The organism is Sphingomonas jeddahensis (assembly GCF_001981525.1).
Taxonomy (GTDB): domain Bacteria; phylum Pseudomonadota; class Alphaproteobacteria; order Sphingomonadales; family Sphingomonadaceae; genus Sphingomonas; species Sphingomonas jeddahensis.
In genome coordinates this window covers 35,614-49,733 of the sequence record NZ_MPSB01000003.1, presented here as the reverse complement: position 1 = coordinate 49,733, position 14,120 = coordinate 35,614, and the positions used below count along the sequence as shown (strand labels likewise).

Below are 14,120 nucleotides of genomic sequence, written 5' to 3'. Positions count from 1 at the left end.
CGTGCGATCTGCGCGTGGAGAGCCCCCTCCCCCACGCTGCTTCGCGTCGCCTCCCCTCCCCGTTACCGGGGAGGATGAGGCTTTATTCGCCGCCGGTGCCCGGGATCGGGCGCTCACCGACGATCGACAGACCATATCCCTCCAGGCCAACCAGCGTATGGTGCGTGTTGGTGAGCAGGATCATTTCCTCGACGCCAAGGTCCGCCAGGATCTGCGCGCCGACGCCGTAATCCCGCAACTCCTCGATCTCCGGCGCGCCGGCGCCCTTGCCCTCAGCGCGCAGCTGCATGAAGCGAGTGACGCTGCCCTTCATTGGACGGTTGATGACGACGATGACGCCGGCGCCTTCCTCAGCGATCAATTCCATCGAATGCGACAGCAGGCCCGAGCGCTCCGAATTCTCGCCGAACATGTCGACGAAGAAGCTGGCGGTATGCATCCGCACCAGCGTCGGCTTGGTCGGATCGATCCGGCCCTTCACCAGCGCGATCGTCTCGTCTCCGGTCGCCTTGTTGTGGAAGGTCAGCGCCTTCCACTGCCCACCCCATTTCGAATCGAAGGTCATCTCCGCCTTCTTTTCGACCAGGTGATCGTAGCGGCGGCGATAGGCGATCAGGTCCCGGATCGTGCCGATCTTGAGGTTGTGGAGCTGCGCAAAGGAGACAAGGTCGTCCATCCGCGACATGGTGCCGTCCTCGTTCATGATCTCGCAGATCACGCCCGAGGGATTGAGGCCGGCAAGTCGTGACACGTCCACCGCCGCTTCGGTATGGCCAGCGCGAACCAGCACGCCGCCGTCGCGCGCCACCAGCGGGAAGACATGGCCCGGGGTGACGATCTCGTCGCGGCTCTTGGAAGAGTCGATCGCCACCGCGATGGTACGCGCGCGGTCTGCCGCCGAAATGCCGGTAGTCACGCCGTCACGCGCCTCGATCGATACGGTAAAGGCGGTTTCGTGCCGGGTGCCGTTGTGACGGCTCATCAGATCGAGACCGAGCGCATCGACCCGCGACTTGGTCATGGCGAGGCAGATCAGCCCGCGGCCATGGCGCGCCATGAAGTTGATCTTTTCGGGCGTCGCCATCTGCGCCGGAATGACGAGATCGCCCTCATTCTCGCGATCCTCGTCATCGACCAGGATGAACATCCGGCCGTTCTTGGCCTCGTCGATGATCTCTTCCGGGGTGGAAAGAAAGGCGTGGCGCAGGCGCGCGAGTTCAGCGGGCTTTTGCACGATAATGTTCCATTCGCTGGAGGTAGCGGGCGAGTACATCGATCTCGATGTTGACGGCGCTGCCCGGCGCCAGATCCGACAAGGTGGTCACCGCCTGAGTATGCGGGATGATGTTCACCGCGAACTGCGTGGAGCCGTCCTCGGCATCGCGCACATCGTTGACGGTCAATGACACGCCATCGACAGTGATCGACCCTTTGGTGGCAAGAAACGGTGCGAGATCGCTGGACACGCGAAAGCCGACCCGCTTGGAATCACCGTCGGGCCGGATATCCACCACTTCGGCGATGCCATCGACATGGCCGGTAACGATGTGACCGCCAAGCTCGTCGCCGAGCTTCATCGCTCGTTCGAGGTTTAGGCGGCGCCCCTCGGTCCACTGCCCCTGACCCGTACGGTGCACTGTTTCCCCCGACACGTCGAAGGCGAGCCAGTCCGGCCCCTTGTCGACGACGGTGAGGCACACGCCCGAACAAGCGACCGATGCGCCCAGATCAATGTCGAGCGTTTCGTAGCTGGTGGAGACGACGACGCGCGTGTCGCCACGCGATTCGACCCGCGTGATCTTCCCTACGTCGGTGATGATTCCCGTGAACATTGCGACCGCTCGTAAACCTCGAGCCGGTCGCTGCCAAGCTGGCGCGAATCGACCAACGTCCAGCGGCCATGCGCGTCGGCGAGCGACTCGAGACCGATGTCCCCCAGCGCGGGACGTCCACCGCCGATCAGGATCGGCGCGCGGTAGAGCAACAGACGATCGACCAGGTCGGCGGTGAGAAAGGCGGAGGCGGCACCCGCCCCGCCTTCAACGAACAGGTGATCGCCCGGGAGCGACGTGATGGCCGGCGGTGAGTCGATGACGGCCGGTTCATCAGCCCGACCGAGAGGGAGCGTCCCCGACAGCACCACCCGCCGCGGCGCTCGCGGCTCGAGACCGGGCAAGCGCACGTCGAGTCGCGGGTGATCCGCTTCCCAGGTGCCCCGACCGACCAGGATCGCCTCATGCCGGCTGCGTTCGAGGTGGACGTGCGCGCGCGCTTCCGGGCCGGTAATCCAGCGGCTCTCGCCGCTGGCCCGCGCGATACAGCCGTCAAGCGAGGTGGCGAGCTTCAGGGTGACGTGCGGTCGGCCCTTCGCCAGCCTCGTCAGGAACCCGGCCATCGCGGCGCGAGCTTCATCGACGCGCACGCCGCTCGCCGTAGCGATGCCGGCCGCTGCCAGGCGCGCCAGCCCCGCGCCGTTGGTCCGCGGATCGGGATCGCCGACCGCGGCGACAACGCGCCCAACGCGGGCAGCGACCAGCAGATCGGCGCAGGCCGGCCCGCGCGGCGACACATGCGCGCAGGGCTCCAGCGTGACATAGGCGGTTGCGCCGCGCGCGCGCTCGCCCGCTTCGGCCAGCGCCATCGCCTCAGCGTGCGGTCGCCCGCTCGGCTGGGTCCAGCCGCGGCCGACCACCGCGCCATCGCTCACGATCACGCATCCGACCGGGGGGTTGGGGCTGGTTCGTCCACGCCCGCGCGCCGCCAATGCCAGCGCCGCGCCCATCCAGCGATCGTCGCCGGTGCTTACAGGCCCCACTTCGTCATCTTGTCATCCAGCCGCTTGAACGCGGCCTGCCGCTCGGCCAGCGCCTTTTCGCGCTCGTCGATCATCTTCTGCTTGATCGGCGCATCGATCGCCTGCTGCGCACGGATCTCGGCATCGGTCCGGTCGAGCCGCCATTGCTCCACATAGACGATCTCGGGCCGATATTCCTTTTCGATCCGCGAATCCTTCCAGAAGCCGATCAGCAACAGGCTGGTCATCATCACCGAGATGAACAGAAAGATCAGTTCGTGCTTCTGCCGCTGGTGCAGGAACAGGCGCAGGTCGCGCAGCGCACGAAACGGGCTCATCCGGGCGAAGAAATTCATGGCGTTAACATAGGGCTTGCCGCGCAGGAGGGCCAGACCTGCCGGACCTCCCCCCGTCGCGACCCTTTTTATTCAACCGCCTGCCGCAACCGCGCGACCGCCCGGTCACGGCCGATCAGCGGCAGGAGTGCCGCCATGTCTGGGCCATGATCGCGGCCCGTCAGCGCGCGGCGGAGCGGCAGGAACAGCGCCTTGCCCTTGCGCCCGGTCCGTTGCTTCAACTGCGCGGTGAGCGCCTGCCAGGGATCTGCAGCCCAGTCGATCGCGGCGGCTGCTTCAGCGGCGGCCGCGAGATAATCGGCATCCTCTCCGACGGGGGGCGAGTCCACGGGCCCTTCGATCACTTGCCACCAGTCCGCAGCTTCGGCGACCGTTGAAAGGTTCGGGCGCACCGCTTCCCAGGCCTCAGCCTCCATCCCGGCCGGGATACGCCCGCGTACGGCGTCGAGCGGCAGCTGGTGGACGACCCGCGCATTGAGCTGCGCCAGCTCGGCTTCATCGAAGCGCGCCGGTGCGCGGCCGAAGCGCCCGAAGTCGAAGCCGGCGAGCAGCGGGGCCATATCGACTGCAGGTTCCACCGGATCGCTCGTGCCGAGACGCGCCAGCAAGGCGCGGATCGCCTGCGGCTCGATCCCCGATTCGCGCAATTGATCGACCCCAAGGCTGCCCAGCCGCTTGGACAATTTGCCCTCGCTGCCCGTCAGCAGCGCGGTATGTGCAAAAGTCGGCGGGGTAGCGCCGAGTGCGGCGAACATCTGGATCTGCAACGCCGTATTGGCGACGTGATCCTCGCCGCGCACGACATGGCTGATGCCCAAGTCGATATCGTCGATCGCCGAGGGCAGCATGTAGAGCCACGATCCGTCCGCGCGTCGCACGACCGGATCACTCATCGTTGCCGGCTCGAAACGCTGGTCGCCGCGGACCAGATCGTCCCACTCGACGGCCGTGTCGTGATCGAGCCGGAAACGCCAGTGCGGCTGGACACCCTCGCCTTCCAGCCGTGCGCGATCAGCATCGGTGAGGGCCAGGGCGGCGCGATCATAGACCGGCGGCAAGCCGCGCCCGAGCTGGATCTTGCGCTTGAGGTCGAGTTCCTGCGCCGTTTCATAAGCGGGGTAGATCCGCCCGGCGGCGACCAGCTCATCGAACCGCGCCTCGTACAGCGCGAACCGTTCGGACTGACGCACTTCGGCATCCGGCGTGAGGCCGAGCCACGCGAGGTCCACGCGAATCGCTTCAACGAACCGCTCCTCGCTCCGCGCAGCGTCGGTATCGTCGATCCGCAACAGGAAACGCCCGCCGTTCGCCTTCGCGAACATCCAGTTATGGAGTGCGGTGCGGATGTTGCCGACGTGCAGCCGACCTGTGGGCGATGGCGCGAAACGGGTGACGATGGGGGTCATACCAGCCGGTTACGCGCTCGCTCGGTGATCGGCAAACACCGCCCGGTTAACCGTCGCATGATTGCAACATGAGGGCGGGCCGCTAAGGGAGCCGCGACGAAAGGGCGCGACTCATGAAATTGATGACCGGCAATTCCAACCTGCCGCTGGCACGCGACATCGCCTCCTATTTGGAGTTGCCGCTCACCGAAGCTCTGGTACGGCGCTTCGCCGACGAGGAGATCTTCGTCGAGATCATGGAGAATGTGCGCGGCGAGGACGTGTTCCTGATCCAGTCGACCAGCTATCCCGTCAACGATAACCTGATGGAGTTGCTGATCTGCATCGATGCGCTGAAGCGCGCATCCGCCAAGCGGATCACGGCCGTTGTCCCCTATTTTGGCTATGCGCGGCAGGATCGGAAGCCCGGCCCCCGGACGCCGATCTCAGCCAAGCTGGTCGCGAACCTCATCACCACCGCGGGCGCTGATCGCGTCCTATCGGTCGATCTGCACGCCGGGCAGATCCAGGGGTTCTTCGATATTCCAACCGACAATCTGTTTGCCGCGCCGGTGATGTCGGCGGATATCAACGCCCGCTTCGGATCGAAGAATCTCACTGTCGTCTCCCCGGACGTCGGCGGCGTGGTGCGCGCGCGGGCGCTGGCCAAGCGGCTGAACAATGCGCCGCTGGCGATCGTCGATAAGCGCCGCGAGCGCGCCGGCGAATCGGAAGTGATGAACATCATCGGCGACGTCGAGGGCCGCTTCTGCATCCTGATCGACGATATCGTCGATTCGGCGGGCACTTTGTGCAACGCCGCCGCGGCGCTGCGTGAGGCGGGCGCCGAGGACGTGGTCGCCTATGTCACGCATGGCGTGCTGTCGGGCGGCGCGGTGGCGCGGGTCGAGGGATCGGCGCTGCGCGAGCTGGTGATCACCGACTCCATCGGCAATCAGGAAGCAATCGGCGGCGCCAACCGCATCCGCCACCTGACCATCGCGCCGCTGCTCGCCGAAGCCGTTCGCCGTATCGCGGATGAATCGAGCGTTTCGTCACTGTTCGATTGAGAATTGGCGACCAGCGCCAATTCGACACCGCTAGGAAGCTGCCCTGCTAAGTCGTTCGGGCTGAGCTTGTCGAAGCCTTGCCCTTCTTCGCCAAGGAGTGCAGCCCTTCGACAAGCTCAGGGCGCACGGTGGACTGCTAGCTGTTGCCCAGGGCCACGATATGGTCGAACACCGCCGGATGCAGCGGCTTGGTGAAGGCGCAGCCGTAGCGGTATTTGTCGCGCCACGCGACCACGGCCTCCAGCCCAGCCAGCCCCGGCAGCGTGAGCCACACCGTCGTGCCCGGCCACAAGGTAAAGCTGGTCTGGGCGCGAAAACCGGTGGTGGAAAGGTCGACCACCTCGATCTCGAACCGCGTCGTGCCGCGGTCGCGCAGGTGAGCGCGCATCTTCACTGCCTTGCGCAGCGCGCGGCGGTTCTCTTCGCCCTCGTCCGGGCCCGGCAGCGGAATTGCGTGGTCCATGGGCGACGTTATCCGCCCGAACCGTTACTTTTCGGCAAACATCCTGTCCGATCCGGTGGAGGCACGAACCCCGGCGCGACCGCGGCGCTTCAATTCCGCCTTCAGCACCTCGGGCTTGGGCGCGAGGAGGAAGCCGAAGCTGACCGTGCCCTTCTTGGTGCTCACCACATGGTGCAGCCGGTGGGCCTGAACGATGCGGCGCATGTAGCTGGACTTGGGAAGATAGCGCGTGCGCACCCGTTCATGCACGATCACGTCGTGGAAGCCGAAGTAGATTGCGCCATAGGCCGCGATTCCCGCGCCGATCCAGGCATAGCCTTCCCACCAGCCGCCCTGCACCCCGCCCCAGATCAGCACGATCGAGGGCACAGCGAAGATCACGCCGTACAGATCGTTCAACTCGAACTTGCCGGTGCGCGGGCGATGGTGGCTTTCGTGCAGGAACCAGCCCGGCCCATGCATCACCCAGCGGTGCATGACGTAAGCGAAGGCCTCCATCAGTGCGACGGTAAGAAAGAACAGGAATAGGCCGGCCCAGATCGACATGTGCCCGCCATATAGCCATCGCGCGCGTGCGTCGCTACGTCGCACGGTATCATGACAGACGATCTTCGCTCCGCCGCTCTCGAGTCCAAGGCCTGGCCGTATGAGGAGGCTCGCAAGCTCCTCAAACGCTGGCCCGACGGCAAGCCGGACGGGGCGCCGATGCTGTTCGAAACCGGCTACGGCCCATCGGGCCTGCCGCACATCGGCACCTTTCAGGAAGTGCTGCGTACCACCATGGTCCGCCGCGCCTATGAAGAGATGACCGGGCTGCCGACCCGCCTTGTCGCGTTCAGCGACGACATGGACGGGCTGCGCAAGGTGCCCGATAATGTGCCGAATAAGGAGATGCTCGCCCAGCACCTTGGCAAGCCGCTGTCGCGAATCCCCGATCCTTTCGGCAAGTTCGACAGCTTCGCTGCGCACAACAATGCCATGCTGCGTGACTTCCTCGATCGCTTCGGCTTCGATTACGAATTCGCATCCTCCACGGACTATTACACGTCCGGTCGCTTCGACGAGCAGTTGCGCAACGTGCTGCGCAACTACGGGAAGATCATGGCGGTGATGCTGCCGACGCTTCGTGCCGAGCGGCAGGCGACCTATTCGCCGGTCCTGCCGATCAGTGAAAAGTCGGGCATTGTCCTTCAGGTACCGGTCGAGGTGGTCGATGCCGAAGCGGGGATCATCCGCTTTGACGATGAGGGCGAAACAGTCGAGCAGTCGGTCTTCGGCGGCAAGGCCAAGCTGCAGTGGAAGCCCGATTGGGGCATGCGCTGGGCGGCGCTGGGCGTTGACTATGAGATGTATGGCAAGGACCTGATCGATTCGGGCGTGCTCGGGGGCAAGATCGCGCAGATCCTCGGCGGTCGCCGGCCGGAGGGGCTGATCTACGAATTGTATCTTGACGCCAAGGGCGAGAAGATTTCCAAGTCCAAGGGCAATGGCCTGTCGATCGAACAATGGCTGACCTACGGCCCCGACGAGAGCCTCGCTTTCTACATCTATCGCGAGCCCAAGAAGGCCAAGGCGCTCCACCTTGGCCTGATCCCGCGCGCGATCGATGATTACTGGCAGTTCCGCGCCAATTACGCGGCCCAGGAATGGAAGGAACGGCTCGGCAATCCGGTGCATCACGTGCACACGGGCGATGTGCCGGCAGAGGGTCTGCCGGTCACCTTCGGGCTGCTGCTCAACCTCGTCGGCGTGATGGGTGAAGGCGCGACCAACGAGCAGGTGTGGGGCTATCTCGGCAACTATCTGCCCGATGCCTCCGCGGCGGCGCACCCCGAACTCGACCGGATGATCGGCTATGCCCTCGCCTACCACCGCGACTTTATCGCGCCGACGCTGAAGCGTCGTGCGCCCGAGGGGGTTGAGGTGGAAGCGTTGCAGCGGCTCGACACGGATCTGGCGGCGCTGGGCGAGGATGCGTCGGCCGAGGATATCCAGAACGCCGTGTATGAGATCGGCAAGACGGGCGGCTTCGCCGAGCTGCGCGACTGGTTCAAGGCGCTCTACGAAACGCTGCTGGGTTCTAGCCAGGGACCGCGGATGGGCAGCTTCATCAAGCTTTACGGCGTGGCGAACACGCGGCGGCTGATCGCGGAGGCGCTAGCGGGCTGATTTTCACGCGAAGGCGCGAAGACGCGAAGAGGGAAGTGGTTCTCACAGAGAGCGCAAAGGACGCAGAGATGGCTCGCCTGCGTCGGCTGTCTCGCGTTAGCGAGACCTTATGGCACTGAGCCGCTCAGCGGCTTAACGCTCACTCGCCGTGGCTGACGCGAGACGGCGCATAGACCACAGCACCTCTGCGACCTCAGCGCTCTCTGTGAGAACCACCCTCTTCTCGATATTTTTCGCATCTTCGCGTGAACTAAGTTGGCCCGGCCGCTCCCAACGCCCTAACCGTAAAAGCATGTGCAACGAGGCCGCCCGCCGCATCGCCATCGGCGAACTCCGCAACGATTGGGGCGAGACACGCATCCCGCTCGTGTTCCCCGAAGGCGTGCCCAACATGGCGCCGCTCGAAGGGTTCAGGATCACCGATCCGACGATCATCATCCGCGGGGTGGACGGCGCGGCAAGCGAGGCGGAGTGCGTCACCCGCCGCTGGAGTTGGCCGGGCGCGGGCGGCAAGCCGGTGTATAATTATCGCTCCGACGAGCGCGACCTGCGCAAGGGACGGTGCCTGATCCCGGTCAATGCGTTCTACGAGTTCACCGCGCCCGCGGACTCCAAGGCCAAGCGCAAGGACAAATGGGCGTTCCGCCTGCGGGACCATGACTGGTTCTGCATCGCCGGCTTGTGGCGCCAGGATCCGAAGGTGGGAGAGGCCTTCACGATGCTGACATGCGAGCCCGGTCCCGACGTCGCGCCTTATCATTCCCGGCAAGTCGTCGTGCTGGGGCGTGAGCGATGGGGGGCATGGCTTGACCCGGCGGTACCATCCGCGGACCTGTGCCAGCCGCTCGCTGCCGGTTCCCTGATAGTGGAGCCCGCGCGATGACTAACCGCAAGCCCCTCTCCGCCATGCGCGCCTTTCTGACGGGGGAGGCGGCGGGCGGATTCGTGCTGATCGGCGCGGCGCTGCTGGCCTTGCTGGTCGCCAATCTGCCGGCGACGGCGGCGCTGTACGAACATGCCCTGCACGCTGAGATTGGCCCGGTGCTCGCCCCCGCGCTGGGGCCGATGACCGTGCATCTGTGGATCAACGACGCGCTGATGGCGCTGTTTTTCCTGCTCGTCGGGCTGGAGATCAAACGCGAGTTCGTCGACGGGCGGCTCGCGCGCGCCGACGATCGCCGCCTGCCGTTCATCGCCGCCGTTGCCGGCATGGCGGTACCCGCGCTGATTTACCTGTTGCTCGTCGGTGACGCGCCCGGGCTGCAAGCCGGTTGGGCTGTGCCCGCGGCGACCGACATCGCCTTTGCGATCGGCGTGATGGCGATGCTCGGCTCGCGCGTCCCGTCGTCACTCAAGCTGCTGCTGACCACGGTGGCGATCGTCGATGACATGGGTGCGGTGGCGATCATCGCGCTTGCCTATACCGATCAGATCAGCGTCATCTCGCTTGCGGGCGCCGGGCTGGCTGCCGTGGTGCTGTATGTGATGAACCGGCGCAAGGTGATGGCGCTGGCGCCCTATCTCCTGGTTGGCGCGGCCTTGTGGTTCTTCGTGCTGCGGTCAGGCGTCCATGCCACCGTTGCGGGCGTAATCACCGCCGCCTTCGTGCCGATCATCCCCACCCCTGGCGCGCCGGATGCCGCAAACTCGCCGCTGCACCGGCTGGAACATGCGCTCCATCCCTGGTCGGCCTTTGTCATCGTCCCCGTATTCGCCTTCGCCAATGCCGGCGTGGCGCTGGGCGGCTTCAGCTGGGCAGTGTTCGGCGAGCCGCTGGTGCTGGCGATCGCGGCCGGGCTTTTCCTCGGCAAGCAGCTCGGCATCCTCGGTGCGATCTGGGGTGCGGACCGGCTGCGCATCGCGCAGCGGCCGCATAACGTCAGCTGGATGCAGATCTACGGCATGGCGCTGCTCGCTGGGATCGGCTTCACCATGAGCCTGTTCATCGGCACCTTGGCCTTCCCCGGCAGCGCGCTGCTGATCGAGGAGGTCAAGATTGGCGTGCTGGTCGGCTCGATCCTGTCGGCGCTGTGCGGCGCGGCGGTTCTGGCCCTGGCGGCGCCGCCGACCGCAATACGACGGATGCGGGCGACGCCGCTTTGAAGCAGCTCCGGGCACTCAGTCGGGTTCGGTGGCATCCACCGGCGGCATGCTCTTCTGGCTTGCCGCCACCGCCTCCACCCGCTCCATAACGCGCAGCACATTGCCTTGGGCAAGCGCGGCGAGCTCCGCATCGCTCCACCCCCGCCGCGCCAATTCGGCGAACAGCCGCGGATAGCCGTCCACACCTGTCATATCTTCGGGCGCGGTGCCGCCGATCCCGTCATAATCGCCGCCGATCCCCACGGCGCCTTTGCCCGCCACACGCGCGATATGGTCGATATGATCGGCGACATTCGCGGACGTAACCCGTGGCATCGGATGGGCGGCGTCCCAAGCGAGCAGCGGCGCGGGAGATTTCGGCCCATAAGCATCGGTCGCCAGCCCCTGGGACTTGGCAAAGGCCGTCCGCTGTTGATCCCAGGCGCGCCATTCGGCGGAAACGAACGCCGGATAGACATTGGCCATCACCACGCCGCCCGCCGCACCGATCCGCCGCAGCAGATCGTCCGGAATGTTGCGCGGCACATCGGCAACGGCGCGTGCGCCGGAATGTGAGGCGATCACCGGCGCCTTGGACACATCCAGCACCGCCGCCATGGTCGCGTCCGACACATGGCTGACGTCGACGATCATGCCGATGCGGTTCATCTCGGCAACCACGTCTCGCCCGAACTGGGTCAGCCCGTTCGCGCGGGGGGCATCGGTGGAGGAATCCGCCCAATCCAGGCTCTTGCCGTGCGTCAGCGTCATATAGCCGACCCCCAGCGCCTTCATCTGTCGCAGCACCGACAAGCGGCCGTCGATCTGGTGCCCGCCCTCGATCCCGATCAGCGAGGCGATCCTGCCCTCGCGCTGAACGCGGCGCACATCGGCTGCCGTGCGCGCCATCGCAAAGGCGGAGGGGTTCGCCGCCACGAAGCGGCGGACGATGTCGATCTCCTCCAGCGTCATTTCCACCGCACGCGGCCCGGTGACGGTCGCGGGGATCCACACCGACCAGAATTGTCCGCCCAAGCCGCCACGCTTCAGCCGCGGAATATCGGTCTGCATGGGATAGGGCAGCGCGGCCGTATTCGCGGATAGGTCGACCGCCTCCACCCTGGCATCATGCCGCTCGCGGATCTCCCAGGCCAAGTCATTGTGACCGTCCACCACGGGGCTGTGCTCCAGCAAGCGGGTGATCCGCGCTGGTACTTCAGTCGCAGGCGCAGGCGCAGCTTGGGCAAGGAGAAGAACGGCGAGCAGCGACATGGCACCTCCGGACGAACGATGCAGCACCGGAACCATCGGCGGCATTCGCGAGTTATGGTTGGGCTGTGCCACAGGCCAGCGACACGATCGTCTTGCAAACTCGCCAACGGCGCAAGCGTGAAACGAGCCTCTGCGCTCCGCGCTGGCGCTTGCGTGTTTGAAAGGTTCGAGAGGGGGTGTGACGCTTTGATGTGACGTTATGGTCCGGTTTCGATCAAGCCGATAATCTCGTAGGATTGATCCAGTTTACATCGCGACTCCCGGTTTTGCTTCATGTAATAAGCCAGGAGATGGAGTGAGTTCGGTGGACGACAAGGAATATTACTATCAGCGCGCCGAGTCCGAGCTCGAAATGGCGCAGCGTGCCGAAGTGCCAGAGGCCGTGAAGGCGCACTACACACTGGCGGGATATTATCTCGACAAAGTCTATAACGATGGCGAAACCGCATTGGCTGACAGCATGACCAGCCGCGCCCAACCGTCTTCGTCGATGGCGTAACGGTGCCGCCAATTCGCGTGCCCACGGTCAAGGCGGCAGGCGCTTCTCGAATTTGGTGAACTGCCCAGCCGATGCATTGTCGTGCACCGGCACATCATCCAGCCTTGATGCTGAAAAAATGTCGCGCTCGGCCGATCGCCGCCTCCACTGTCCCATCGGCCCGATTGCGAACTCAGCCGCGTACGGCCAACCACACCGTCTGTTGTCCTCGCCAGTGGTGGTACCGCACGTTCTGGACACGGCCGGCGATGACGAGGTGGCAGGTTCAGCCGTGAACGTCCGTCGCCGTGGCGGGCTCAGCCGTCCTTGCGGCCTTCCAGCACCCAAGGGCGCGGCCGGCCAGTCGGCTTGGGCTTCCCGTCGATCCGCACCGCACGCTTCACGTAGATCGGCTTGAGCAGCAACGTCCCGTTCATCGCGCCACCGGTGCGCTGGGCCAGAATGCGCTTCACCACCGCCTGGCCGGCGACCACACGACCGAACGCTGCATAGCCCGGATTGTCCGGCTTCCAATCCATCCACGGCATCGCACCGACCGAGATGAACCAATTGCCGTTCGCCGAGCCGGGCGGGCCGCGCCGCGCCATGGAGATCGTCATATCGAGATGCTTGATCCCGGTCTTCTTGGTCGATTCATGCGGGATCATGTCAAGGAAACGGCGGGCATCCGTGCGAATACCCGATTGGATGAAGCCGAACTGCGGCGCCTTCTTGTTCCGGGCGACCCGGTAGAAGCTCACCCCGTCGAAGCGGCCATCGTCGACATATTTCATGAAATTAGCGGTGGTCGCCGGCGCCCGCTTCGCATCGAGCGCCAGGACGATATTGCCGAGCGCGGTTTCGAGCCGCACGCGCACATAGCCCGGCGTTGCGCGGTCGGCCCGCTGGGCGGTGGCCGGCGTAACGGAAAGAAGGGCGAGCAGCAGGAGAATGAGGCGCATCGCCGTGGAGAGTAGCGGCACCCGGCGGCTAGCGCCACTTCTTCCCCCCACCCTGCGGGGGTGTCCACAAGTACCAGCGCTCGTGAAGATAGCCTGCAAGCGCCACAGCGGGCCATTGCTACCAGATATGAGAAGAGGTTGCCGAACGACCCGGCAGGATCGCCCGACAACCCCTAAACATGGTCAGCGGCCGGAGAGCTCCAGCCCGGGAGACCATGCGGGCCTCTGCTACCTAAGCGATCCGACGTTGTCTGAGGGATGATACCCTCCGCCGAGCCGCAACGGTGTTAGAAGCGCGTCCCCCGAACGAACTGAACCGACCCCATTGCTGAACCATGAGACATCGGATCACCTCCTTTCGCTGGTTGATAACGAGCGTGGCCATGATGGCCACGCCACCTATTTGAGTCGTCCCGCAGCACGAAACAAGTCTTGTTTTACGTGCGACTTTGGATGATCCTTTCGCGCCTTGCCGATCGCCAATCAGCCGCGGCAATCCTCGATCACACGGCCGATCTCGGCATAGGTCGGCACCACCAAAGTCGGCGCGCCCGCCTGCTCGATCACGAAGCGCCCGCGGCTGAACGCCATCGCGTCCAGCAGCGGATCACGCGCGCCGGGCTCCGCCGCGACATAGGCCGGGGTGCCCCCGGTGGGCCGCACCGGCACCGCGCGGGTGGCGCTTGTCGTTCGAACGGTAAGCGGGCTCGTGCCCTGGCCCGCGCGCGAGAGGAAGAGCCGGCGCTCGGGCAAGTCGCAGCGCAGCACCAGGTGCGCGTCGCTGCCGCCCGTGCCGAACATTGAGCGGGTGCCGCGCGCATCGCGCTCATAAGTCCACGTCCCCGGCGTCAGCGGCCAATCGCGCCAGTCCCCGGCGAGCGGCGCCGGCTTCGGCGCGGAAGGCGGGGGCGGAGCCGGTGCGGGCGCCGGGCGAGCCGACGGTGCGCGCTCGACCGGCGGCGGGACACAGGCAGACACGGCAACGGCGAGCAGGCTGGCGAGAGCAAGAGAATGGCGCATCGACGCGCATCCTAGCCTGCCCGGTGTGCCGCGCTCAACCGGGAACCGGCGTGCGGCAAGAGCGGTTCA

Annotated in this window: 15 protein-coding genes; 5 read left to right on the top strand and 10 right to left on the bottom strand. The window is 65.6% G+C overall.

Annotated elements, in window-relative coordinates; genetic code table 11:
• Positions 1-82 precede the first annotated feature (82 nt).
• The 5 genes from ribB to gltX all read right to left on the bottom strand — a co-directional run bounded on the left by ribB (position 83) and on the right by gltX (position 4,556).
• On the bottom strand, positions 83-1,273 hold the full coding sequence (ribB, locus tag SPHI_RS04250) for a 3,4-dihydroxy-2-butanone-4-phosphate synthase (RefSeq protein ID WP_076743660.1): 1,191 nt from the start codon (positions 1,271-1,273) through the stop codon (positions 83-85).
• Positions 1,218-1,832, bottom strand: coding sequence for a riboflavin synthase (locus SPHI_RS04245; protein WP_076743659.1), 615 nt, complete (start codon positions 1,830-1,832; stop codon positions 1,218-1,220). The genes ribB and SPHI_RS04245 overlap by 56 nt, the downstream gene beginning before the upstream one ends.
• Entirely contained in the window at positions 1,805-2,782 is a 978-nt protein-coding gene (ribD, locus tag SPHI_RS04240; protein ID WP_076743930.1) for a bifunctional diaminohydroxyphosphoribosylaminopyrimidine deaminase/5-amino-6-(5-phosphoribosylamino)uracil reductase RibD, read from the bottom strand. The genes SPHI_RS04245 and ribD overlap by 28 nt, the downstream gene beginning before the upstream one ends.
• 20 nt (positions 2,783-2,802) lie before the next feature.
• Positions 2,803-3,150, bottom strand: a complete 348-nt coding sequence (locus SPHI_RS04235; protein WP_076743658.1) for a hypothetical protein — start codon at positions 3,148-3,150, stop codon at positions 2,803-2,805.
• 68 nt (positions 3,151-3,218) lie between these two features.
• Positions 3,219-4,556, bottom strand: coding sequence for a glutamate--tRNA ligase (gltX, locus tag SPHI_RS04230; RefSeq protein ID WP_076743657.1), 1,338 nt, complete (start codon positions 4,554-4,556; stop codon positions 3,219-3,221).
• A 113-nt stretch (positions 4,557-4,669) separates the two neighbouring features.
• Here gltX and SPHI_RS04225 point away from each other — a divergent pair, with 113 nt between their 5' ends.
• Positions 4,670-5,605: a ribose-phosphate pyrophosphokinase gene (locus SPHI_RS04225; RefSeq protein ID WP_076743656.1), complete on the top strand. Its 936-nt coding sequence runs from the start codon at positions 4,670-4,672 to the stop codon at positions 5,603-5,605.
• 136 nt (positions 5,606-5,741) lie between these two features.
• On the opposite strand, the gene SPHI_RS04220 is transcribed toward SPHI_RS04225, so the two are convergent.
• On the bottom strand, positions 5,742-6,068 hold the full coding sequence (locus tag SPHI_RS04220; protein WP_076743655.1) for a pilus assembly protein PilZ: 327 nt from the start codon (positions 6,066-6,068) through the stop codon (positions 5,742-5,744).
• A 24-nt stretch (positions 6,069-6,092) separates the two neighbouring features.
• Positions 6,093-6,614 carry a sterol desaturase family protein gene (locus SPHI_RS04215; RefSeq protein WP_076743654.1) on the bottom strand — a complete coding sequence of 174 codons (522 nt, stop codon included), beginning with the start codon at positions 6,612-6,614 and terminating at the stop codon, positions 6,093-6,095.
• 51 nt (positions 6,615-6,665) lie between these two features.
• Here SPHI_RS04215 and SPHI_RS04210 point away from each other — a divergent pair, with 51 nt between their 5' ends.
• From SPHI_RS04210 to nhaA, 3 genes are all read left to right on the top strand, one after another.
• On the top strand, positions 6,666-8,237 hold the full coding sequence (locus SPHI_RS04210) for a lysine--tRNA ligase (protein ID WP_076743653.1): 1,572 nt from the start codon (positions 6,666-6,668) through the stop codon (positions 8,235-8,237).
• Positions 8,238-8,529: 292 nt separating this feature from the next.
• Positions 8,530-9,120 carry an SOS response-associated peptidase family protein gene (locus tag SPHI_RS04205; RefSeq protein ID WP_076743652.1) on the top strand — a complete coding sequence of 197 codons (591 nt, stop codon included), beginning with the start codon at positions 8,530-8,532 and terminating at the stop codon, positions 9,118-9,120.
• On the top strand, positions 9,117-10,340 hold the full coding sequence (gene nhaA / locus SPHI_RS04200) for a Na+/H+ antiporter NhaA (RefSeq protein ID WP_076743651.1): 1,224 nt from the start codon (positions 9,117-9,119) through the stop codon (positions 10,338-10,340). The genes SPHI_RS04205 and nhaA overlap by 4 nt, the downstream gene beginning before the upstream one ends.
• A gap of 15 nt (positions 10,341-10,355) precedes the next feature.
• Here the strand turns inward: nhaA and SPHI_RS04195 are convergent, their stop codons facing one another.
• On the bottom strand, positions 10,356-11,591 hold the full coding sequence (locus tag SPHI_RS04195) for a dipeptidase (RefSeq protein ID WP_076743929.1): 1,236 nt from the start codon (positions 11,589-11,591) through the stop codon (positions 10,356-10,358).
• Positions 11,592-11,886: 295 nt separating this feature from the next.
• On the opposite strand from SPHI_RS04195, the gene SPHI_RS04190 reads away from it, so the two are divergent.
• Positions 11,887-12,090, top strand: coding sequence for a hypothetical protein (locus SPHI_RS04190; RefSeq protein WP_144036152.1), 204 nt, complete (start codon positions 11,887-11,889; stop codon positions 12,088-12,090).
• Between the two features lie 296 nt (positions 12,091-12,386).
• On the opposite strand, the gene SPHI_RS04185 is transcribed toward SPHI_RS04190, so the two are convergent.
• Both SPHI_RS04185 and SPHI_RS04180 read right to left on the bottom strand, forming a co-directional pair.
• Positions 12,387-13,031 carry a peptidylprolyl isomerase gene (locus tag SPHI_RS04185; protein WP_076743649.1) on the bottom strand — a complete coding sequence of 215 codons (645 nt, stop codon included), beginning with the start codon at positions 13,029-13,031 and terminating at the stop codon, positions 12,387-12,389.
• 483 nt (positions 13,032-13,514) lie between these two features.
• The gene (locus SPHI_RS04180) at positions 13,515-14,051 is read right to left on the bottom strand and encodes a hypothetical protein (RefSeq protein ID WP_076743648.1); all 537 of its coding nucleotides are present in this window, start codon (positions 14,049-14,051) and stop codon (positions 13,515-13,517) included.
• Positions 14,052-14,120: the final 69 nt, after the last annotated feature.